This is a genomic window from Mucilaginibacter sabulilitoris, from assembly GCF_034262375.1.
In the GTDB taxonomy this organism is placed as follows: domain Bacteria; phylum Bacteroidota; class Bacteroidia; order Sphingobacteriales; family Sphingobacteriaceae; genus Mucilaginibacter; species Mucilaginibacter sabulilitoris.
Map to the genome: position 1 here is coordinate 2,843,219 of NZ_CP139558.1, position 20,751 is coordinate 2,863,969.

Consider the following 20,751-nt stretch of genomic DNA (forward strand, 5'->3'; position numbering starts at 1 on the left):
ATTATAAACCAAATGCAGAAACACATCCTAATTGTTTATCTACTGGTAGCCTGCAGCGTGGCAGGTATCATGATTAAATCCTTTGTTAAAAACCGGTATTTTAAAAAAGGTTAGCATTTCTTTCCCTTAGGGTTTTCATAGTTCCCTAAGGGAAGAACAAACCAAGTGATTTGTTAATTATCCCCCCCCCCCAGATTTGGTTTTAAAGCAGTTGAGTTTGTGTCAGAATTAAAATAATCGGATGCTTAATGTTGTTTAAGTATTTATAATTTAATTGCACAGGACATCCAGGCGGTCACCCATCTTAAAATTTAACATCCATTTTATATTTCTAAACCTACGTCCCGCTAAAAAATCGTATTTTTGCGCGTCTTTTCATCATGTGACAGTTGCACAAACTACTAATAAAATCCCCGGGTGTATGGAAATCATTCACAACAAATATATAGGTACAAAACAAAAAGCTCTTGCCATTAACCTCGATCCTAAAATTTACGGTTCATTTGCTGAAATAGGCGCGGGACAGGATGTGGCGGCCAATTTTTTTAAAGCAGGAGCTTCATCGGGCACTATTGCCAAAACCATGTCGGCCTATGACATGACCTTTTCTGATGCTATTTATGGTGTACAACAGGTAAAGCGTTATGTAAGCGAGCAGCGGTTAATCTCAATGCTCGACCACGAGTACGGATTAATAATAGAGCGCCTGGCGGAACAACGCGGCGACACTTCAACCTTTTTTGCATTTTCGGGAACGTTCTCGGCGCTTAATTATCACAAAACAAACGAAGGTCACGGCTGGATGGGGGTACGCTTTCAGCTGGAACCTAATGGTGTATTCCATGATGTAGTGCTGCACGTAAAATTATTAGACAACGATAACAATCTGCAGCAGCAGGCTGTAGGGATACTGGGTGTTAATCTGATGTATGCCTGCTTTTATTATCATGAGGTACCAACGGTATTTTTACTTTCACTGATGGACAACCTGTCAAAAGACAGCATCCAGATTGATATGATCCGTTTTGAAGGCCCTCAGTTTAGCAAGGTAGATAACAGGCTGATGAGTTTGTACCTGGTAAAGTATGGCTTTTCAGATGCCGCGGTTTTTAGCCCGCAGGGGCAAAATCTGCAGCCTTCAGAGGTGTTGTACAAAAAACATATCGTGGTGATACGCGGGCGTTTCCGTCCGCTCATTAATGTGCATTTAGATATGCTCAATACCGGCGTAAAACAATTTATGCAGGAGCCCGATGTTGATAAAGAAAACGTTACAGTAATTACAGAGCTCACCCTGCAGGCCCTGAAAGAAAGAAACGGGGGTGAAAATGCCGAAATTGATGAAAAGGATTTTCTTGACCGGGTTGATATTCTGAGTTCGCTGGGGCAAACAGTACTGATATCCAATTTTCATGAATATTATAAGCTGGTAGCCTACCTGTCAAAAATCACCAAACTAAAATTAGGTGTAGTATTGGGTTATCCTAACCTGGAATATATTTTTTCTGAAGAACATTATAAAGATCTGGCAGGTGGTATCCTGGAGTCTTTTGCCACCTTGTTTAGCCGTAATGTAAAATTATTTATTTATCCAACGCAACGCGATGGGATAATTTGCAACAGCCTGCGGTTTTATCCGCCGCCACATCTTATAGATTTGTACCGTTACCTGATAGCTAATAACAAAATAGAGGATATAAGACATTATAACGAAAACAACCTTAATGTTGATACCGATAATGTGCTGCAGCTTATTAAGCAGGGCGCCAATGGATGGGAGGAATATGTACCACCAGAGGTTGCCACCATTATAAAGGAGAGACAACTGTTTGGGTATTACCATCGCGATAATACCGACAAAGAGACCATGAACATAACCGGCGAGGATCTGGAGATATTATAAATGAATCGATTCCCCACTCATTACTTCATTTTCGGCGGAAGAGGGATGGGGATGATGCTTATCCAAACCCCCTCTCTGCGCAAAGCGGGGAGAGGGGTGCCAGCGTAGCGCAGGCGGGGTGAGTCCACTATGCGCCTTGCAAAAATCTGCACATCCGCAATCTGCATATCATTCCCATTCCATATATTTGCTTTCAATAAAGTTCTTTACTTTTTTTCAGCAATGAGGTTTCCTGCCAGGTTTTTAGCAGGAATTAAAAAGGAACCGTGTGCAAATCACGGGCTGTCGCGCAACTGTAAGTAACACAAAAAGTTGTTGTCATTAATAAGGTCCATTATCCTAACCAAAACAGGATGAGAAGGACGACAACAATGTTACAAGCCAGGATACTTGCCCCAATGTATAAAAGACAATGCTTTCGCGTTTTGAAGCAGTAGTCAAAGAAAAAGGATAACCTGCCGGCTTTTATCAGCCTGTATGTTATTGCTTTTACCTTTTATTACCATTTCCCGAAAGCATACCGAAAACCGTAAGGAGCATTAATTCAATTTAATGTTTAACCAAAAAAGTTTTATGCGTATGCTCAAAAACAACCTCGGGTATCCTCGTGTAGGTGCCCTCCGTGAACTCAAAAAAGCCAGTGAACAGTACTGGGCAGGCCTAAGCAGCCGAGATGAACTGTTTGCCGTGGCCCGTAAACTCCGCGTGGGAAACTGGAAAACCCAGGCCGATGCTGGTATCGACCTCATTCCCTGTAACGATTTCAGTTTTTATGACCAGGTGCTCGATACCTCGTTAATGCTGGGTGTTATCCCCGAGCGTTATACGCCTGTATTAACCCAAAACAAAGCCAATACCGAGATCGATCTGTATTTTGCCATGGCACGGGGTTACCAGAAAGACGGGCTCGACATTACCGCGATGGAAATGACCAAGTGGTTTGATACCAACTATCATTACATTGTGCCCGAATTTGTACAAAACCAGCAATTTAGGCTGTTTTCTGAAAAGATCTTTGATGAATTTACGCTGGCGAAGCAGCATACGGGTACGACACCTAAACCGGTATTGATAGGCCCCGTATCATACCTGCTGCTGGGTAAAGAGAAGCAAGCGGGCTTTAACCGGATAAACCTGATTAAAAAAGTGGTGCCGGTTTATATTGAAGTATTAAAACGGCTTAAAGAATATGGTGCCGTTTGGGTTCAAATGGATGAACCCTTCCTGGCGCTTGACCTTACTTCTGAAGAAAAAGAAGCTTTTGTCTACGCTTATAAGGAAATCAGCAAGAGCTGCCCCGATTTAAAACTGCTGTTAACCACTTATTTCGAGAGCTTGCAGGATAATATAGCGTTGGCTGTAAACCTGCCGGTAAGCGCGCTGCATATTGACCTGGTACGGGCACCGAAACAATTAGATGAGGTGTTGACCTTGCTGCCCGAAAAACTCAGCCTGTCGTTAGGCGTTGTTGATGGCCGCAATATCTGGAAAAATGATTACATCAGGTCATTATCTCACCTAAAAAAAGCTATAGCTTTGCTTGGTGCCGGCAGGGTGATGATAGCGCCCAGTTGCTCTTTGCTGCATACACCGTTTGATCTTGACCTGGAAACCTCCATCAATCCCGAAATAAAAAACTGGATGGCTTTTGCCAAACAAAAATTGAACGAGGTTAATGAGCTTGCGCAAATTATTGAGGGTAATAACCAATTGCTGCAAAATAATTTGCAGGCTATATCGAGCCGTAACCTGTCAAAACTTATCCATAAACAGGACATAAAGCAACGTACGGCTGCTATTACCGATGCTGATGCTCAGCGTATCAGTACGTTTGGCGCGCGTCAAAAAATACAGCAGCAACGCTTTAAACTGCCCCTGTACCCTACAACTACCATAGGCTCGTTCCCTCAAACAAACGATATCCGCTCGCTCAGGGCACGGCTTAAAAAAGGTGAGCTTAGTGCAGATCAGTACGATGCTGAGATAGAAAAGGCCACCATTGATGCCATACGCTGGCAGGAGGAGATAGGCCTCGATGTGCTTGTACATGGCGAATTTGAGCGTAACGACATGGTTGAGTACTTTGGTGAGCGTTTGGATGGATTTTTATTTACCAAAAATGGCTGGGTACAAAGTTACGGCAGCCGCTGTGTTAAGCCGCCGATAATTTATGGTGATGTAAGCCGCCCCGCGGATATGACGGTTCGCTGGAGCAGTTTTGCACAGGCCAACACCGACAGGCTGATGAAAGGTATGCTCACCGGTCCGGTTACCATATTACAATGGTCATTTGTACGGGATGACCAACCGAGATCCGAAACTACCTACCAGATTGCCCTGGCCATCCGTGATGAGGTTGTTGCATTGGAAAAAGCCGGTATTAAAGTGATACAAATTGACGAGCCTGCCATACGCGAAGGTTTGCCGTTGCGTAAAAAAGATTGGCAGGCTTATTTACATTGGGCCGTGCGGGCCTTCAGGATTTCGGCCAGCGGCGTTAGGGACGAAACACAGATCCACACCCATATGTGCTACAGCGAGTTTAATGACATTATTGGCAACATTGCCGATATGGATGCCGATGTGATCACGATAGAAACCTCGCGCTCACAAATGGAGCTGCTGGCCGCGTTTTCGGATTTTAAATATCCAAATGAAATTGGTCCGGGAGTGTATGATATCCACTCGCCACGGGTACCTACGGTTGAGGAGATGGTGAGCCTGCTCGAGAAGGCGTCTGTTTTACTTCCGCCAGCCAATTTATGGGTTAACCCCGACTGTGGTTTAAAGACGCGCAAATGGCCCGAAACCCAAACCGCGTTGATAAATATGGTGCAGGCAGCAAAACAACTTCGTCAGTTAGTTGTAGAAACAACAGTTTCCTGACGGGTAAAACAGGCAATTTCCGTATAATTGCCTGTTTTTTGAAGAATTTAGTATTTATGAAGTTAAAGAGTAGCGCAGTTATAACGGGTGTTGGTGGTTATGTTCCGGATAATATCCTAAGTAACAGCGATTTAGGAAAAATGGTTGAAACTAACAGTGAATGGATAGTTTCAAGGACTGGAATTAAGGAAAGAAGAATTTTAACCGACAAATCGCTTGCTACCTCTGACATGGCTAACTGGGCCATAAAAAATTTGCTTGAAAATACTAAAGTTTCTCCAGACGAAATTGATTGCGTAATTATAGCTACCTCAACACCCGATCATTTGCTGTTATCAACCGCAAGTATTGTTTGTGATAAAGGTGGTTTAACCAACGCTTGGGCAACTGATGTTAACGCTGCCTGTAGTGGTTTTCTGTACGCGTTTACTATGGGTGCCAGTTTAATTGAAAGTGGCCGTTATAAAAAGGTTATTGTTGTTGGTGCTGACCAAAACAGCGCCATTATTAATTATAAAGACAGGAATACCTGTATCCTTTTTGGTGATGGGGCAGGAGCGGTATTAATTGAACCCACAACTGACGGTACCGGTTTAATTGACAGCGTTTTCAGGACCGAGGGTAAAGGCCGCGAGCATTTACTGGTGCCTGCAGGTGGTTCTAAAGTGCCTGCTACCGCAGAAAGTGTTGCCGCCAACAAGCACTATATTCACCAGGATGGCAGGGTAGTTTTTAAAGCCGCCATTAACGGTATGACAGATACCTGTAAAGCAATATTGGAGCGTAATGATCTTGCCATTAACGATATCAACTGGCTTATACCGCACCAGGCCAATTACCGGATCATACATGCGGTAGGCGATCATTTGGGTTTACCGGCCGAGAGGGTAAAGATCAATATCGATAGGTACGGAAATACAACTGCTGCAACCATACCACTTTGTCTTTGGGACTTTAAAGACGACTTTAAATACAACGATAATATGATACTAACCGCCTTTGGAGCCGGTTTTTCATGGGGCGCGACCCTGCTTAAATGGGGTAAGCTAAGAACTGCATAAGCAGTAATAAATACAGCCTTAATTTTTAACTGGCCTGTCACCCTGAGCTTGTCGAAGGGCGCGTGCAGAGGCCTTTGCACACCATGGTTCGACGGGCTCACCATGACAGGCCTTTTTTACAATATTAGTTTCATGACCACAGAAGAAAGAATACAAGCATCCGAAACGCGGATATTTAAAACCGTGTTCCCTAATAATACCAATCATTACGATACGTTGTTTGGCGGTTCGGCCATGGCCATGATGGACGAGGTGGCCTTTATCACTGCTACCCGTTTTACCCGCAAAAGAATGGTAACAGTATCGTCAGACAGGATCGACTTTAACCGCCCTATTCCTGCCGGAACCATTATCGAACTTATAGGTTCGGTATCGCACATTGGTAATACCAGTTTAAAAGTACTGGTTGAAATATACATTGAAGAAATGTACTCCTTTGTGCGCGAAAAAGCTATCACAGGTACATTTACCTTTGTAGCAATTGACGAGCACAAACATCCGGTAAGCGTTTTATAAACTGAAAGCCGAAGGCTTAAAGCGAAAAGCTTTATAAAACAAGAAAAGCGAGGTTAACCTCGCTTTTCTTGTTTTATCCTTTACTTCAATATAAAAGTAAGCCCAACATTGATGCTTCCCCGTGAATTACGCACAGCAGAGTATTCATTCATTTTAAATATATCGGTTATACCTCCCTGGTTATCGTACTCAAGCAATAGTTTTAGATTATCGGCCAACTTTATTTTGGTGCCAATTCCAAGTGCTAATCCAAGATCTAAATTGTGAAAGTAATCCTTCACCTTAACATTTACATCAGGTGCCTCGGCACCTGCCAAATAACCGGCATAAGGCCCAAAATTTAAATACCAATTACGTTTTCTACCAAAATGCCAGTTTGCCATAACAGGCAGGGTAATATAGTTTAAATTAAAGCTGGTAGGATAAGCGTCACTGTTTCTTTCGCTGAAAAAACCATCGCCCCAGCCCTTTTGGTCGAAAAGCAATTTGGTTTTCAAGCTCCAGCGGTTTGAAAAGTAAAAATCAGCCGCCGCGCCAACATTCCATCCGGTTCGGTATGATTGAAATCCAGGTACGCTTGATGAGTTGACGTAATTACTCACGGTTGCAACATTCCATCCGGTATTGAAACTAAGTTCAACATCGCCCTTTTTTTGCTGTGCGAATGTCATGGTAGAGGTACAAAGAACAATAATAATTGTGGTAAGAGTTTTATTCATATACGTGTGCGGTTTAGGTGGCAAAATAGTTATTGCAGGGCGAAGTTATAAAATATTGATTGGCTCTCGGCTTTAAACTTTAATGCAAGCCCTTGCGTTTAAGCAGCCCCCCCGTAGTATCATCAATACTTTGTTGTACGATAAACGCCTTTGGGTCGATACCCAGTATAGTTTGTTTAAGGGAGGGGATTTCCAGGCGGGTGGCCACGGTGAAAACAATATCGCGCGGGTCGTTGATGTGCCCGTCTTTACCGTAGCCGCTTTTGCCTTGGTAAATGGTAACGCCGCGGCCCAGGGTTTCGGTAATGGCCTTACGTATGGCCTCGCTGTGGGTTGAGATGACCGTAATGCCCGAATACTGTTCAATACCGTTCAAAATAAAATCGATCATTTTAGCGGCTGCCATATAGGTAAGTATAGAATACATGGCAGGCTCCACACCTAAAAAGAAAGCCGCCAGGCTAAAGATCAACACATTAAGAAGTAAAATAAAATCACTTACTTTTAATATCTGGGTTTTTTTGCTTACCAGTACCGCGGCAATTTCGGTACCATCAATTACGGCTCCGCCACGCATGGCCAAACCGCTGCCTGTGCCTATGAATACACCACCAAATATAGCCGTAAGCAGCTTGTCGTGCGTAACATCCGGAAATTTAATAATTACCAGTGTTACCGATAAAAGACCAATTGCTATTGTGCTTTTAATGGCAAACTGCAGGCCCAGTTTTTTATAACCCAGCCACAAAAATGGAACGTTGATCAGGAATATAAGTATTGAGATAGATGCATTGGTAATATCAGATATCAGCATGGATATTCCGGTTGCTCCGCCATCAATAAAATGGCTCGATAACAAAAAGCCTTTCAATCCAAATGCTGCAGATAATATGCCAAGCCCAATAGTAATCGCGTCTTTAATCCCTTTAATAACGTTCATCCCCAAATATAACAGATTAGGGCTAAAACGGGGAATAGTAAGTGGTTTTGTCGGGTTTTAAGTTTGGTTAGACGTTAAAAAGGGCTGTCAGTTTGAAAAGGCCGTCAGTCTGAGCTCCGTCGAAGACTCGAGCGCAGAGGCCATGCTCACCATGCTTCGACGAGCTCCGCCTGACATCTGCGCTCCTTCTCCTAGAAAAACATGTCATTCCGAACGAGGCGCGAGGAGAGATCTTGTACGTCGAGTAATTCAGTCGTACAAGATTTCTCGCTATCGCTCGAATGACAGGGAAAAGGCAAAGGCAGTAGTACCCTCCCGGTAGGAGGGAAAAAAATCCATCGTTCTTACTTCACCACTACCTGCGCGGTATTCCTGCTTATCTGCTCCATTAAAATGGTTTTTCCGACGGTTAGCTCCTTCAGTGCATTTTCAGGGTGATGCCTTACCGTGATGAGCGTAAGGCCGTTGTTGTATTTTACTTTAAAGTCCTGCTTTAGGCTGCTGAGCAGTTTTTCAAAGCGTTCTTTGTAAAAATCAAAACAAACAGAAAAACTCAGGGCCGATGTTTGCATTACGTTAACTTTTACCTGGTTTTGAGCAAACAGGCCAAAAATATCGCTCAGGTGATCTTCACTGATAAATGAATAATCTTTTGGCGTTACCGATAGCAGCACCTGGTTTTGTTTCAGGATAATTACCGGTTTTTCAAAACGGTTCACACCATCTTCCTTAATCACAGTTCCGGTGGCGCCGGGATCAGCAAAGGGTTTAACCAATAATGGTATATGGGCGTTTTGCAGCGGCTTGATGGTTTTGGGGTGAATAACACTTGCCCCGTAATAAGTCATCTCGATAGCTTCAGAGTACGACAATTCATCAAATTTTACGGTATCATTGAAAAATTTAGGATCGGCATTCAAAATACCCGGAACATCTTTCCAGGTAGTAACCGATTCGGCTCCTAAACAGGACGCAAATATAGAAGCCGTATAATCAGAACCCTCACGACCCAACGTAGTGGTAAAGTTTTCTGATGTGCCGCCCAAAAAGCCCTGCGTTACCACTGCACCTTTTTCAAGCAAGGGAGGGATGCCTTTACTGATGCTGTCGCGGGTTTTATCCCATTGTACAATGCCTTCACGATAGGTATTGTCGGTATGGATATAGCCACGCACATCAATCCACTGATTTTTTACGCCATCCTTATTTAAATACGCGCTGACAATGCGGGTTGACACCAACTCGCCGATGGACACCAGCTGGTCATAAATAAAATCATAATCATCATGCGGTTCGTCTTCAATCATCCAGTCAATCTCCACAAAGGTGTTGGCTATTTCGTCGAAAACAGGATGTTTGGGTTCAAACAACTCGTGCAGTATATCAAAATGGTATTGTTTTATACCATCGTAAATGAGGTGCATGTTGTCTGTCTGGTCAACATAGGAGCGGGTAAGGCTTTCCAGCGCGTTGGTGGTTTTACCCATGGCCGATACTATAATGAGCAGTTGATTGCCCGTATATTTTTTAACAACACTGGCCAGGTTAATGATACCACCGACATCTTTAACCGATGCGCCTCCGAATTTAAAAACAAGCATTTATTTAGTGTATTTGGCCACAACCGAATTTGGCCGCAGTAATGATTTTATAGGTGAATAGGGGATAACCAAAGTGGTGATACCAGCCGCGTAAGGCTTATTTTCGTACTGGTTATATATAAATTTTAGCCCTGTGGGTGTAATGGAAAAATTATCGTTAAGAGCGAATTTATTGTCTTTAAAAAAGTAGTTATTTGCCAATGAGGCTGTATCGCTCAGTTTTTCATCCTTCCTGAATATTTTTTCGGCAACAGCTTTCAGCTTGTCCTGATACCCGGCTATAAAAAGATCATCGAGGGTGAGTTCTTTATTGGCTTTGGTATCCCAGTTTATAAAACCAGTGAACGATCCGCCATGGGCGCCACCCTGGTAAGAGTAACCACCGACTTCAAGGGCGGCAAGGCTGGAATCCTGGAAGATGACCTTGGCATAGCTGTTCAGCGTAAAAAACATGTCCGAGCGTGCGTCGTTCTTTTTGAAATCAGCATAAGCCTGTAAAAATTTTTTGCTCATGAGCTCAATACTGCTGTCGGCTTTACCATCCATAGCAAACATGATGGTAAGCTTATGCTTAACCGAATCATTAAGTGTTTGTTGATTGGTAAAAACAGGGTATTTTATCTGCACCACGGTACAAGCGCTATCTGGTTTATTGCCGCAATCGGCAGCACGCTCATGCAAGGTTTTATAGGTATAAGTGAGCGTATCGAAAGTAGCGGTTTCGGCTTTTTTTTCGGGTACTCCCCATTGACATGATGTAAACGCAAAGCAAATGGCAATAAAACAGGTGATGCAGATGGTTTTCATAGGCTAATAATTTAATAGTTGTTCTTTTGATAACGAGGCATTAAGCCACCCGGCCTCAATGCTGGCTTCATATTTTCTATAGAAGTTTAAAGCGGGCTCGTTCCAGTCAAGCACCTGCCATACCATACCGCTGTAGCCGAGTTCTTTGGCTTCGGTAATAAGGATATTAAACAATAGTTTGCCAACACCTTTACCGCGGTATTCTTCTGTAACTATCAGGTCTTCGAGATACAAACGGCAGCCTTTCCAGGTAGAGTAACGAATGTAATAAACAGCGAAACCTACTATTATGCCATTAGCTTCAGCCACAAAGGCCTTCCATACCGGTTTGGTACCAAAGCCGGCATCTTCAAACTCCTGCAAGGTAACCGTAACCTCTTCGGGCGCTTTTTCATACAAGGCAAGTTCATGCACCAGTTCCATTAAACGCGGGCAATCGTCCTGGCGGGCAACTCTTATATGAAGCCCCCCGGCCCCCTGAAGGGGGAGTTTTTGATTGGTATGATTGATTGTATTATCCATTTCTTAAAGTAGTCAATTAAAATGCTTGATGAATGTTAATGGTGTAAATCCGAAATCGAACATCCGAAATCCCAAATCAGAATCAATTATTTTTCCAGTACTTAATGACCCGGCTGCCAAAAATAGTGCTTCCTACCCGTATCATGTTACTGCCCTGCTCAATGGCCAGCTTATAGTCTGACGACATACCCATTGACAGGGTATTAAAAGTTTCAATTTTTCTGAAATAACTTTGTTTTATACCGTCAAAAAAAGTTTTCAGCTCGTAGTATTCTTCTTTTATCTGTTTTTCGTTTTTGGTGTTGGTGGCAATGCCCATCAGTCCGCGTATGCGTACGTTTTTAAACATAGCAAACTCCTCAGAGCGGAGCAGCTCAATAGCTTCATCAAACCCCAGCCCAAACTTGGTTTCTTCATCGGCAATATAAATCTGCAGTAGGCAATCAATAACCCGGTCGGCTTTTTGGGCATATTTATTTATCTCATGCAGCAATTTCAGGCTGTCGACAGATTGTATCATGCTTACAAACGGGGCAATATATTTTACTTTGTTGGTTTGTAAGTGACCTATCAGGTGCCATTCTATATCTTTAGGCAATTGTTCATATTTCTCTACCATTTCCTGTACAAGGTTCTCGCCAAACTGGCGCTGCCCGGCGTTATAAGCCTCCTGCACATCGGTCGCGGGTTTTGTTTTTGACACCGCCAATAAAGTTACCCCTGGACCCGTTTCTATTTTTAAGCTTTTGATATTATCTGCAATGCTCATTTATACGTAAATTTGTCGTTGTAAAAAAGCCTCACCTAAATCCTCTCCTTTGGAGAGGATAGGGTGAGACAATTTTGCTTAATTATTCAGCCGCTAAATTACAGAATGCATAAATATTTAATCTTGTTTTTTTCAGTAACGCTTTTTTTATGTTCCTGTAAAAGTGAAGGAGTGCCAAACGGGGTTATTAAACCTAATGTTATGGCCGGCTTGCTTACCGAAATCCATCTTATAGACGGCCGTTTATATAACGGCATGCAAAACCCGGATACGCTGTACAAATATGGCATGGGTAATTACCTGGCCGCGTTTGAACAGTTCCATACTGATTCGGCCATATTTAAAAAAAGCCTGAATTATTATTCGACTCAGCCTGATAAGCTTTCAGTTATTTATGACCAGGTTGATGCCCGGATAAAGGCCCTTACAGATTCTGTTAACCTGGTACAGACAAAAATACGGCAGGCTCAGTTAAAAGTTGATTCGCTAAAGGCCGATTCGGTTAAGAAAGCACGACAAAAAATGTCAAAATCTGAGTTAAAGGCAGATTCGATAAAAACGGCTGCGCGCGTAAAATTACAGGCCCAGCGTACCGCCGATTCATTGAAAAAAGTACAGGAAAGCCTGAGAAAGCCTGTGCGGAAAATAGATTCGTTGAAAAAAGCAATGCGGCAAAAAAGAAAAGCCGTTCATATTGCCGATTCACTTAAAAAGTTAAAACAAAAACATCCTGATGCTTTACCCAAAAAATAGTGTTGATAAGCTGGGGTTTACCGAAGTAAAAGAATTAATAAAAGCGCATTGCCTGAGTGAAATGGGTCAGCAAATGGTTGACAAGATACAGGTGATGAGTAATTATGACCTGATATACAAATTTTTAAACCAGGCAAACGAGTTTAAAAATATACTGGTTAACGATGCCGCCTTACCCATTCATCACTTTTTCGATATTAAATCCCTGGCTAATAAGGCCCGTATTGAAGGCGTATTTTTAACCGAGGAAGAATTTTACCAGGTGCAAACTTCGCTGCAAACCGTGTTTGCCGTAATCGCTTACTTCAGCGAACGGGAGGGGCTATACCCTAACCTCGAGGCTTTGTTTGAACACCTGCCCATTGAAAAGGCCATTCTGAAAAAGATAGATGCTGTTATTGATGCTAAGGGAAAAATAAGACCCAACGCGTCGCGCGAGCTGAATGAAATAACCATGGGCATAGCCAAAGCCGAACAGGAGGCCCGTAAAAAAATTGACCAGATATTCAAAGCAGCAAGCGGCAATGGCTGGACGGCCGATGGCTCCCTCACCGTGCGCGACGGGCGCTTGTGTATCCCGCTGCTGGCCGAAAATAAGCGCAAGCTTAAAGGTTTTATACATGATGAATCGGCATCGGGCCAGACGGTTTACATAGAACCTGAGGAGGTGTTTACGCTCAATAACCGGGTGCGCGATCTGGAATTTGAGCGCCGCCGGGAGATAGTGAAAATACTGACTGCCCTTACAGACGAACTAAGGCCCTATACGCCGCTTATACTATCATATCATGGCCTGTTAACAAAGCTCGATTTTGTGCGGGCCAAGGCGCTGTTTGCTATCGATATTGAGGCCGAAATGCCGCAGGTGGTTAACGAGGCCCGTTTAAAATTGTTTAATGCCCGCCACCCGCTATTGTTCCTGAATTTTAAAACGGAGCAAAAAACAGTGGTGCCCCTTAACGTTCATATTGACGAGGGCACACGTATTATTGTAGTATCCGGACCGAATGCCGGCGGTAAATCGGTGTGTATGAAAACCGTTGGTTTGCTGCAAATGATGGTGCAGGCAGGTTTGCTGATACCTGCCGATGAGGCCAGCGTGGTAGGTGTGTTTAAACAGTTGTTTGTTGATATTGGTGATGACCAATCGATAGAAAGCGACCTGAGTACCTACAGTGCACACCTGAGCAAAATGAAAACTTTTGTGGAGGATGCCAACGGCAAAACGTTGGTGCTGATAGACGAGTTTGGTACAGGTACCGATCCGCAATTTGGCGGCCCGATAGCCGAGGCAGTGCTTGAATCGCTTAACCATAAAAAGGTGAGAGGAATGGTTACCACACACTACTCCAATCTTAAAATATTCGCCAGCAATACCGAGGGGATAGAGAACGCTTCCATGCTATTCAATAACGTGGAAATGAAGCCGCTTTATCAGTTGGAAATAGGTAAGCCCGGCAGCTCTTACGCTTTTGAAATAGCGCAAAAAATAGGCTTACCATCAAATGTGCTTAACCTCGCCAAAAATAAAATTAGCGAAGGCCAGAAAAAGGTAGATACCCTGCTGGTTGACCTGGAGCGCGAAAAACGGGAGATATTTGAAACCAAACAAAAGCTGGATAAACAGCAACGCCGCGTTAACGAGCTGCAAATCGAAAATGAAAAGCTGAAAAGCTATCTCGATGAAAACAAAAAAGTGCTCATCAGGGAAGCTAAAGAGCAAGCCAAGAATATTATCCTGAATGCCAATAAGCTGGTAGAGAACACTATATCTGAAATAAAAAGCAGCAATGCCGATAAAGAGATTACCCGTACCCTGCGCGAAAACCTGAATACGGAGCTTAAAAAGAACACGGTAAAGGTTGAGCCGGTAAAGACAAACCCGGCAGCTGATGAAGAACTGAAGCCTGGCGATTGGGTAAGGCTAACTGACTCTGAAACCACCGGCCAGGTTATTGAGCTGATTAAGGACAACGTAGTAATTGCCATTGGCGACCTGCGCACCGTGGCCAAAAAAAAAAGGGTAATAAAGGTTTCCAAATCGTCGGTGCCGAAGGATATCCGCAGAAACTTTAGTTCGCATACCAATGATATGGCCAGTTTTAGTCCGGAGATTGATGTGCGCGGTATGCGTACTGAGGATGCCCTGCACGCTATTGAAAAACTGTTTGACCGCGCCCTGATGATGGGTTTTAATAACCTCAAGATCATTCACGGTAAGGGCGATGGTATTTTACGCAAAATGATCAGGCAGTACCTCAAAAAATACGATCAGGTTGACCGTTTGGAAGATGAACATGCAGACAGGGGTGGCGACGGCATCACTTATGCATATTTGAAATAAGTTTTATAAATTTAAGCTGTAAACCTTTAAATTAAAATGCGCAAAACCTACTTTATCGTTCTGTTCCTGTTTTTGTCCGCGGGTGTAAGTAATTGCTTAGCCCAAAGCGTAGTACTCAAAAGTAAAGACAATCACATCCGTTACACGGGCCGTATTAACATGACCGACGAAGCGGCTGAGTTTTACTGGACGGGCTCATCGGCCAAAATTAACTTTAAGGGAACAGGTGCTTCTGTATTATTGCAGGACGAGCGCGGCGATAACTATTTTACCGTTATTGTTGATGATAAGGTGATCAATACTATTCACCTGGACAATACCAGGCGGGTTTATACCCTTGCCGAAGGATTGCCGGATGGTACACATAGTGTGGAGCTGTTTAAACGTACCGAATGGGAAATGGGTAAAACTACGTTTTACCAGTTTATATTAGCCAAGGATGCTTCTATTTTACCTCCGCCGGCAACTAAAAAACACCGGATTGAGTTTTTTGGCAACTCCATTACCTGTGGATACGCGGCAGAAGATACAACAGGTAAAGATCGTGGCACAGCTCCGTATGAAAATGGTTATTTAGCCTACGGCGCGATTACCGCCCGCCACTTTGATGCCGACTATGTATGTACCTCCAAAAGCGGCATTGGTATTTTAGTGAGCTGGTTCCCGCTGATCATGCCCGAAATGTATAACCGGCTCGACCCTACAGACCCGACCAGCTTATGGAACTTCTCGAGGTATACACCCGATCTGGTGATCATCAACCTCTTTCAGAATGATTCATGGATCGTGACCAAGCCTGATAACCCGCAGTTTAAGGAACGCTTTGGCACCAAAGCACCTGAGCCTGATCAGATCATTAGGGCTTATCGTGATTTTGTAAAGAGCATCCGCAAAAAATATCCTAAAGCACAGATCATTTGCGCATTAGGCAGCATGGATGCTACCAAACAAGGTTCGCCATGGCCGGGTTATATTGAAAAGGCAGTTGCCGGATTAAATGATAAGAGCATTTATACCCATTTTTTCCCGTATAAAAATACCAGCGGTCATCCCAGCGTTAAAGAGCAACAGGCCATGGCCGATGACCTGATCGGTTTTATTGATAAAACGGTGAAATGGTAGCAGAATGTAAAAACTTTCTGCTCATTGTTTGTTGTTTTTGTATTGCCTGCAACAATATGTATATTTGAATAAGATTTATAATAATCAGCGTCATGACAACTATAACCATTGATATACCAGACAATAAGGCTAAAGACCTGTCTGCTTATGCAACTAAGATAGGCGGACGTGTGGTTGATAAAAAAAGCGCTAAGACAGCCCGGCCGGCAAATACCGAAGAAGATGAGGTAACTCATGAAAGTTATTTTGGGGAAAACCTGAAACGGGTTATCAACGCGTTTAAAAAATAAATGACTCCAACTCCAAACGCTAAAACTAAAATAAAGGTACAAATAGGGGTCACCATTGTACTTGGTATATTCTCTCTTTATTTAATAGCTACAGAACCAGCTAATTCTGATAAAACCAAATGGGCCTTTGGCATCATCGGTATTATTATAGGGTATTGGTTAAAGTAATGTCTATAATAACAGATGTACGGCTATTCAAAGCCCGCACATCTGAAATCTCACATCGTTATTCACCAACCTTTTGCTGATCGGGCAGTTCATTAGGGCCGGGTATATTTGTCTGCTTCTTATCGCTGTCGCCATCATCGTCGGCTGTGCCTTCACGGTATGGTTGTTGAGGGTTTGGCCTTTTTTCTCCGTCATCATCATCATTTTCTTCTTTATCTCCCTCGGGGTGCTGATCTGATTGACCTGTATTATTGGTAGCATCCATTACCTGTCCGTAGTTTGATTGCCCGGCCTGGTTCGGGTCGGTAAAATTGCTGTTTTCCGGATGCTCTTGGGCCGGTTGGGTACGTCCGAAATAGGCATTATTATTACCTGCCATTTGCGATGGATTGGCCTTGTCATCACCGGATGGAGTAAGGTTATTTTGACCAAAGTTTTCACCACCCATAGGATGGCCTTCCATGCCGGGCGCGTCCTGTTTTTTCATGTCATCTTTTGATGTAGGGTAACCATGCTGCAGGTCTTCTTCTGTCAGGTTATCATCGTCGTCTACCCGGTAAGCGTTGGGTTTGTTATCATGTTGTTCCGGATCATGATCATCATTCTGGAACTCGTTATCTTGTTGCATTATCATAGGTTTTATGTATTTGATGTACTAATTATAATAGCTGATTTTTCTAATTGTTTTATTTATTAATTAGAAAGAAATAAAACTTGGGCTGAATGTATTTTGTATCATCACGGCTAAATCATCCTATAAATCTCTAAATTTGAAATAACCAATTATAAAATATGAATAAAGTAGTTAGTGATGCAGATGAGGCTATCCGCGATGTTCAGGATGGCATGACCTTGATGGTAGGCGGTTTTGGCTTGTGCGGTTTGCCCGAAAACTGTATAGCCGCACTTGTTAAAAAAGGGGTAAAACAGCTTACCTGTATATCAAACAATGCCGGAGTTGACGATTTTGGCATCGGCCTGATGCTAAAACAACGGCAAGTAAAAAAAATGATCTCCTCTTATGTAGGCGAGAACGCCGAATTTGAACGACAGCTGCTCAGTGGCGAGCTGGAGGTAGAGCTATTACCACAGGGTACGCTTGCCACGCGCTGCATGGCTGCGGGTTACGGAATGCCAGCCATATTTACCCCAGCCGGTGTAGGCACCGAGGTAGCCGAAGGTAAAGAAACCCGCAATTTTAATGGTAAGGAATACTTGATGGAGATGGCTTTCGACGCCGATTTTGCTATAGTAAAAGCCTGGAAAGGCGATACCATGGGTAACCTTGTGTACCGCTCAACGGCCCGTAATTTTAATCCTGTAATGGCCATGGCCGGTAAGGTGACAATTGTCGAGGTAGAGGAGCTGGTACAACCCGGCGAGCTCGACCCTGACCACATCCATACCCCGGGCATCTATGTACACCGTATTTTTCAGGGTAAGGATTATGAAAAACGGATTGAACAGCGGACCGTGAGGGCAAAGGAGTAAGGATTTTTTTCCTTTGTCATCCTGAGCGTAGCGAAGGATCTATTCGCCAACTTGCCTATCGAAGAGTAGATTCTTCGCTACGCTCAGAATGACAAATCGGTTTTATAACAAATTCTCAAATTAATAACATGCTCGACAAACAAGGAATAGCAAAGCGAATAGCTAAAGAAATAAAAGACGGTTACTACGTTAACCTGGGTATAGGTATCCCTACGCTGGTGGCCAATTACATACCCGAAACGATGGACGTAGTGCTGCAGTCGGAAAATGGGTTGCTGGGTATGGGGCCATTCCCGTTTGAGGGAGAGGAAGATCCGGATGTGATAAACGCGGGTAAGCAAACCATCACCATGCTCCCGGGCTCGGCTATATTTGATTCGGCTATGAGCTTTGGCATGATCAGGGCCAAAAAGGTTAACCTAACCATACTGGGCGCTATGGAAGTATCAGAAAACGGCGACATAGCCAACTGGAAAATTCCCGGTAAAATGGTAAAAGGCATGGGGGGCGCCATGGATCTGGTAGCATCGGCAGAAAATATTATTGTTGCCATGCAACAGGTAAACAAAGTCGGCGAATCAAAACTGTTGGCAAAGTGCAGTCTGCCTTTAACTGGCGTTCACTGTGTTAAAAAAATAGTGACCGAGCTGGGGGTTTATGATGTATTACCCGAAGGAGGCTTTAAACTACTGGAACGTGCTCCCGGTGTAAGTGTAGAGGAAATTAAAAATGCTACTGCGGGGAAATTGATTGTTGAGGGCGAAGTACCGGAGATTGTTATTTAAAGTTAACAAGAGTAACCGCGAAGCGAATGTTTTTGACCGGTTACTCTTGTTTAAACCATTATTTGGTTTTAGTGATCTTACGTACTACAAAATTATAGTAATTATAACTTTCAGGAATGTAAATAGCATTTTCGTGAATGCAAATGGCGGTTGTTTCACCATATTTAACTTTGGTGTACACACCGGTTGCATTACCTTCATTGGCATAAATATTAAGTGGTGTTTCTACGCCATTTGTGCCCCAGTGGCTTACTTTGCCACTACGGTAAAGTATAAATATACTTTCATAAGGCGAGGGGTTAAAGTTTCTGTCTCTTTTGGCTACGGCTATATCAAATATATAATCGTTAAGAAAGTTATTAGGAAGCCTGAATTTTGTGCTTACGGCCCCGCTTAGCGTTACCTTTCTTATTGTTCGCCCGGCGGGATCGACTTCATTGCCGTCAACCACCCATAAAACGCCATCTGCCGCCAGCTTTATATTGTATGGATTGGTAAAGTGAGCTTTGCTACCTACACCGTCGGCACTGCCAACAGCGGTTTGGCTTCCGGCTAATGGAGTACACACGCGGTCTGGCGTAATTTTAAGTACCTGGTGCAACTTCTCATCGGTTACATAAATAGTTCCATCATCGGCTAAAGCTAAATCGGTAGGATCCTGTAATTGCTGCCCGGTTAAGGTTATATAGCTAACCACGCCGCCTGGACTTATTTTAGCAAGACCGCGCGTATTATTATTAAGGCCTACTATGTAAATATCGCCATTTTTTGCAGCCTTTATTCCGTTTGCATTTAAAGCCGGTCCAAACTGGCTTACTACACCCTGTGGTGTGATTTTTCGTATATATGGGATTCCTGAAACATACAAATTGCCTTTGGAGTCGCTACAGATTTTGTATCCGCTTGTTATGGGCCTGGGATTAGCAGATGTGCGTGGCGTTAAAATTTTGTCAAATAATGAATCGGGAGGTGTAGCGGAGAGTACGCTAAGGTTGTTGCTAATTGTGCTTTCAGTTGAATCTGTTGCCGGCGAGGGTAGCGATTCTGTTTTTTTGCAACTCTGCAGTATTAATAAAATAAAAGCATACGCAAAAAATAAGGAATATTTACAGGATAAGTTTTTCATAAGTATCTGATAATTGGTTTGCTTATCAAAAGTACCTGTTAAATATTCCTTGAAAAGACGTTTATTAATTATGTATATTAAAGTGATTAATATTTAACAAAATGAGAAATAATATATTGCAGATTAATTAAAGATGTCCTCTAATAAATCAATTCGCCCACTTTAAACGGCTAAGTAATCCTGCTTCTTTAAAGCCGGCTTCAATTTCGGCCCGCGATTCGGTAAAATGTTCCCAGCCTTCAAAATGGAGCGGAATGATGGTTGCATTTTTAAAATGCCTGGCCAGTTCAACGCCTTCGGCAACGGTCATGGTGAGATGTGCGGGGCCAACGGCTTTTACTACGGCGGCACCTAAAAACGCAACTACAATTTGTATGTCAAACCGTTTGGAAACTTCTTCAACCCCTTCATACCAAACCGTATCGCCGGTTATGTAAACCCCGCCAGTGGTATCTCCTTTAAAGTTCAGCACAAAGCCGGTAACCGGGCCACGATCGCCACCAACCGGACCATGTCTGCAAGGGGTACCGGTAATGGTTAGTATGCGGTTATCTTTAGTTGGTATATCAATAGTTTGCCAATTATTAAGCCCAATGGCATTTCCGCCAAGGCGTTCAGCTCCTGCAGGGGTGGTTATAACCTGATCCGCCTCATTTAAACTGCTCCTGCCCGAATTATCAAGATTATCAAAATGATGATCATGGCTTAGCAATACAAAATCAATATGCGCCAGTTCACCGGCCTTAACAGCAGGGTCAGACAGTTTATGGAGTGTATAAATATTGGTTGGGTAAGCCGAACCTTTAGGGTCAAAGGTAGGATCTGTTAAAAAGCTTAGTCCTCCTACTTCAAACAGGGCGGTAGGACCGCCGATGTATTTTATTTTAATTTCATCTGCAATCATAACAACAAATCAGAATACTAATTTGAGCATTTGAAGATTTGAAA

General features: G+C 43.2%; 20 protein-coding genes and 1 riboswitch. Of the genes, 11 read left to right on the forward strand and 9 right to left on the reverse strand.

The annotated features are described in order from the left end of the window. The first annotated feature begins 421 nt into the window (after window positions 1-421). The 4 genes from SNE25_RS12240 to SNE25_RS12255 all read left to right on the forward strand — a co-directional run bounded on the left by SNE25_RS12240 (window position 422) and on the right by SNE25_RS12255 (window position 6,366). Entirely contained in the window at window positions 422-1,903 is a 1,482-nt protein-coding gene (locus SNE25_RS12240; RefSeq protein ID WP_321565387.1) for a TonB-dependent receptor, read from the forward strand. 208 nt (window positions 1,904-2,111) lie between these two features. Next, window positions 2,112-2,315: riboswitch (cobalamin riboswitch) on the forward strand. Between the two features lie 167 nt (window positions 2,316-2,482). Next, entirely contained in the window at window positions 2,483-4,789 is a 2,307-nt protein-coding gene (gene metE / locus SNE25_RS12245; protein WP_321566221.1) for a 5-methyltetrahydropteroyltriglutamate--homocysteine S-methyltransferase, read from the forward strand. A gap of 56 nt (window positions 4,790-4,845) precedes the next feature. Beyond that, window positions 4,846-5,850 carry a beta-ketoacyl-ACP synthase III gene (locus SNE25_RS12250; RefSeq protein WP_321565388.1) on the forward strand — a complete coding sequence of 335 codons (1,005 nt, stop codon included), beginning with the start codon at window positions 4,846-4,848 and terminating at the stop codon, window positions 5,848-5,850. Window positions 5,851-5,982: 132 nt separating this feature from the next. After that, window positions 5,983-6,366 carry an acyl-CoA thioesterase gene (locus SNE25_RS12255; protein WP_321565389.1) on the forward strand — a complete coding sequence of 128 codons (384 nt, stop codon included), beginning with the start codon at window positions 5,983-5,985 and terminating at the stop codon, window positions 6,364-6,366. Between the two features lie 80 nt (window positions 6,367-6,446). Here SNE25_RS12255 and SNE25_RS12260 read toward each other — a convergent pair whose 3' ends face one another. The 6 genes from SNE25_RS12260 to SNE25_RS12285 all read right to left on the reverse strand — a co-directional run bounded on the left by SNE25_RS12260 (window position 6,447) and on the right by SNE25_RS12285 (window position 11,724). Next, window positions 6,447-7,085 carry a porin family protein gene (locus SNE25_RS12260; RefSeq protein WP_321565390.1) on the reverse strand — a complete coding sequence of 213 codons (639 nt, stop codon included), beginning with the start codon at window positions 7,083-7,085 and terminating at the stop codon, window positions 6,447-6,449. A gap of 79 nt (window positions 7,086-7,164) precedes the next feature. Continuing rightward, a complete protein-coding gene (locus SNE25_RS12265) occupies window positions 7,165-8,025 on the reverse strand; it encodes a YitT family protein (RefSeq protein ID WP_321565391.1) in 861 nt (286 codons plus the stop codon). 344 nt (window positions 8,026-8,369) lie between these two features. Further along, complete coding sequence (locus tag SNE25_RS12270) at window positions 8,370-9,626, reverse strand: aspartate kinase (RefSeq protein WP_321565392.1); 1,257 nt, start codon at window positions 9,624-9,626, stop codon at window positions 8,370-8,372. After that, a complete protein-coding gene (locus SNE25_RS12275; RefSeq protein ID WP_321565393.1) occupies window positions 9,627-10,433 on the reverse strand; it encodes a DUF3298 and DUF4163 domain-containing protein in 807 nt (268 codons plus the stop codon). It lies immediately after the preceding gene. A 3-nt stretch (window positions 10,434-10,436) separates the two neighbouring features. Beyond that, on the reverse strand, window positions 10,437-10,856 hold the full coding sequence (locus SNE25_RS12280; RefSeq protein WP_407667042.1) for a GNAT family N-acetyltransferase: 420 nt from the start codon (window positions 10,854-10,856) through the stop codon (window positions 10,437-10,439). Window positions 10,857-11,037: 181 nt separating this feature from the next. Then, on the reverse strand, window positions 11,038-11,724 hold the full coding sequence (locus SNE25_RS12285; protein ID WP_321565395.1) for a YggS family pyridoxal phosphate-dependent enzyme: 687 nt from the start codon (window positions 11,722-11,724) through the stop codon (window positions 11,038-11,040). A 105-nt stretch (window positions 11,725-11,829) separates the two neighbouring features. Between SNE25_RS12285 and SNE25_RS12290 the strand changes: the two genes are divergently transcribed. From SNE25_RS12290 to SNE25_RS12310, 5 genes are all read left to right on the forward strand, one after another. Continuing rightward, window positions 11,830-12,477 (forward strand): DUF4296 domain-containing protein, encoded by a 648-nt coding sequence (locus SNE25_RS12290; RefSeq protein ID WP_321565396.1) that lies wholly within the window; start codon window positions 11,830-11,832, stop codon window positions 12,475-12,477. Beyond that, a complete protein-coding gene (locus SNE25_RS12295; RefSeq protein ID WP_321565397.1) occupies window positions 12,458-14,821 on the forward strand; it encodes an endonuclease MutS2 in 2,364 nt (787 codons plus the stop codon). The genes SNE25_RS12290 and SNE25_RS12295 overlap by 20 nt, the downstream gene beginning before the upstream one ends. 36 nt (window positions 14,822-14,857) lie before the next feature. Further along, window positions 14,858-15,943 carry an SGNH/GDSL hydrolase family protein gene (locus SNE25_RS12300; protein WP_321565398.1) on the forward strand — a complete coding sequence of 362 codons (1,086 nt, stop codon included), beginning with the start codon at window positions 14,858-14,860 and terminating at the stop codon, window positions 15,941-15,943. Window positions 15,944-16,035: 92 nt separating this feature from the next. Then, window positions 16,036-16,233 carry a hypothetical protein gene (locus SNE25_RS12305; RefSeq protein ID WP_321565399.1) on the forward strand — a complete coding sequence of 66 codons (198 nt, stop codon included), beginning with the start codon at window positions 16,036-16,038 and terminating at the stop codon, window positions 16,231-16,233. Continuing rightward, window positions 16,234-16,401, forward strand: a complete 168-nt coding sequence (locus SNE25_RS12310; RefSeq protein WP_321565400.1) for a hypothetical protein — start codon at window positions 16,234-16,236, stop codon at window positions 16,399-16,401. A gap of 58 nt (window positions 16,402-16,459) precedes the next feature. Here SNE25_RS12310 and SNE25_RS12315 read toward each other — a convergent pair whose 3' ends face one another. After that, window positions 16,460-17,035: a hypothetical protein gene (locus SNE25_RS12315; protein WP_321565401.1), complete on the reverse strand. Its 576-nt coding sequence runs from the start codon at window positions 17,033-17,035 to the stop codon at window positions 16,460-16,462. A 158-nt stretch (window positions 17,036-17,193) separates the two neighbouring features. Here SNE25_RS12315 and SNE25_RS12320 point away from each other — a divergent pair, with 158 nt between their 5' ends. Next, a complete protein-coding gene (locus SNE25_RS12320) occupies window positions 17,194-17,892 on the forward strand; it encodes a CoA transferase subunit A (RefSeq protein ID WP_321565402.1) in 699 nt (232 codons plus the stop codon). 128 nt (window positions 17,893-18,020) lie between these two features. Then, window positions 18,021-18,677 carry a 3-oxoacid CoA-transferase subunit B gene (locus SNE25_RS12325; RefSeq protein ID WP_321565403.1) on the forward strand — a complete coding sequence of 219 codons (657 nt, stop codon included), beginning with the start codon at window positions 18,021-18,023 and terminating at the stop codon, window positions 18,675-18,677. 58 nt (window positions 18,678-18,735) lie between these two features. On the opposite strand, the gene SNE25_RS12330 is transcribed toward SNE25_RS12325, so the two are convergent. Both SNE25_RS12330 and SNE25_RS12335 read right to left on the reverse strand, forming a co-directional pair. Further along, complete coding sequence (locus SNE25_RS12330) at window positions 18,736-19,803, reverse strand: NHL repeat-containing protein (protein WP_321565404.1); 1,068 nt, start codon at window positions 19,801-19,803, stop codon at window positions 18,736-18,738. 148 nt (window positions 19,804-19,951) lie between these two features. Next, complete coding sequence (locus SNE25_RS12335) at window positions 19,952-20,707, reverse strand: MBL fold metallo-hydrolase (RefSeq protein WP_321565405.1); 756 nt, start codon at window positions 20,705-20,707, stop codon at window positions 19,952-19,954. Window positions 20,708-20,751: the final 44 nt, after the last annotated feature.

What these genes read in the sequence shown, in the direction of transcription:
- SNE25_RS12295 (WP_321565397.1), top strand. Translation starts at nt 12,458, where the DNA reads ATGCTTTACCCAAAAAATAGTGTTGATAAGCTGGGGTTTACCGAAGTA.
- SNE25_RS12240 (WP_321565387.1), top strand. Translation starts at nt 422, where the DNA reads ATGGAAATCATTCACAACAAATATATAGGTACAAAACAAAAAGCTCTT.
- SNE25_RS12330 (WP_321565404.1), bottom strand. Translation starts at nt 19,803, where the DNA reads ATGAAAAACTTATCCTGTAAATATTCCTTATTTTTTGCGTATGCTTTT.
- SNE25_RS12290 (WP_321565396.1), top strand. Translation starts at nt 11,830, where the DNA reads ATGCATAAATATTTAATCTTGTTTTTTTCAGTAACGCTTTTTTTATGT.
- SNE25_RS12325 (WP_321565403.1), top strand. Translation starts at nt 18,021, where the DNA reads ATGCTCGACAAACAAGGAATAGCAAAGCGAATAGCTAAAGAAATAAAA.
- SNE25_RS12285 (WP_321565395.1), bottom strand. Translation starts at nt 11,724, where the DNA reads ATGAGCATTGCAGATAATATCAAAAGCTTAAAAATAGAAACGGGTCCA.
- SNE25_RS12260 (WP_321565390.1), bottom strand. Translation starts at nt 7,085, where the DNA reads ATGAATAAAACTCTTACCACAATTATTATTGTTCTTTGTACCTCTACC.
- SNE25_RS12305 (WP_321565399.1), top strand. Translation starts at nt 16,036, where the DNA reads ATGACAACTATAACCATTGATATACCAGACAATAAGGCTAAAGACCTG.
- SNE25_RS12335 (WP_321565405.1), bottom strand. Translation starts at nt 20,707, where the DNA reads ATGATTGCAGATGAAATTAAAATAAAATACATCGGCGGTCCTACCGCC.
- SNE25_RS12265 (WP_321565391.1), bottom strand. Translation starts at nt 8,025, where the DNA reads ATGAACGTTATTAAAGGGATTAAAGACGCGATTACTATTGGGCTTGGC.
- SNE25_RS12320 (WP_321565402.1), top strand. Translation starts at nt 17,194, where the DNA reads ATGAATAAAGTAGTTAGTGATGCAGATGAGGCTATCCGCGATGTTCAG.
- SNE25_RS12270 (WP_321565392.1), bottom strand. Translation starts at nt 9,626, where the DNA reads ATGCTTGTTTTTAAATTCGGAGGCGCATCGGTTAAAGATGTCGGTGGT.
- SNE25_RS12310 (WP_321565400.1), top strand. Translation starts at nt 16,234, where the DNA reads ATGACTCCAACTCCAAACGCTAAAACTAAAATAAAGGTACAAATAGGG.
- SNE25_RS12300 (WP_321565398.1), top strand. Translation starts at nt 14,858, where the DNA reads ATGCGCAAAACCTACTTTATCGTTCTGTTCCTGTTTTTGTCCGCGGGT.
- SNE25_RS12315 (WP_321565401.1), bottom strand. Translation starts at nt 17,035, where the DNA reads ATGATAATGCAACAAGATAACGAGTTCCAGAATGATGATCATGATCCG.
- SNE25_RS12250 (WP_321565388.1), top strand. Translation starts at nt 4,846, where the DNA reads ATGAAGTTAAAGAGTAGCGCAGTTATAACGGGTGTTGGTGGTTATGTT.
- metE (WP_321566221.1), top strand. Translation starts at nt 2,483, where the DNA reads ATGCTCAAAAACAACCTCGGGTATCCTCGTGTAGGTGCCCTCCGTGAA.
- SNE25_RS12275 (WP_321565393.1), bottom strand. Translation starts at nt 10,433, where the DNA reads ATGAAAACCATCTGCATCACCTGTTTTATTGCCATTTGCTTTGCGTTT.
- SNE25_RS12280 (WP_407667042.1), bottom strand. Translation starts at nt 10,856, where the DNA reads ATGGAACTGGTGCATGAACTTGCCTTGTATGAAAAAGCGCCCGAAGAG.
- SNE25_RS12255 (WP_321565389.1), top strand. Translation starts at nt 5,983, where the DNA reads ATGACCACAGAAGAAAGAATACAAGCATCCGAAACGCGGATATTTAAA.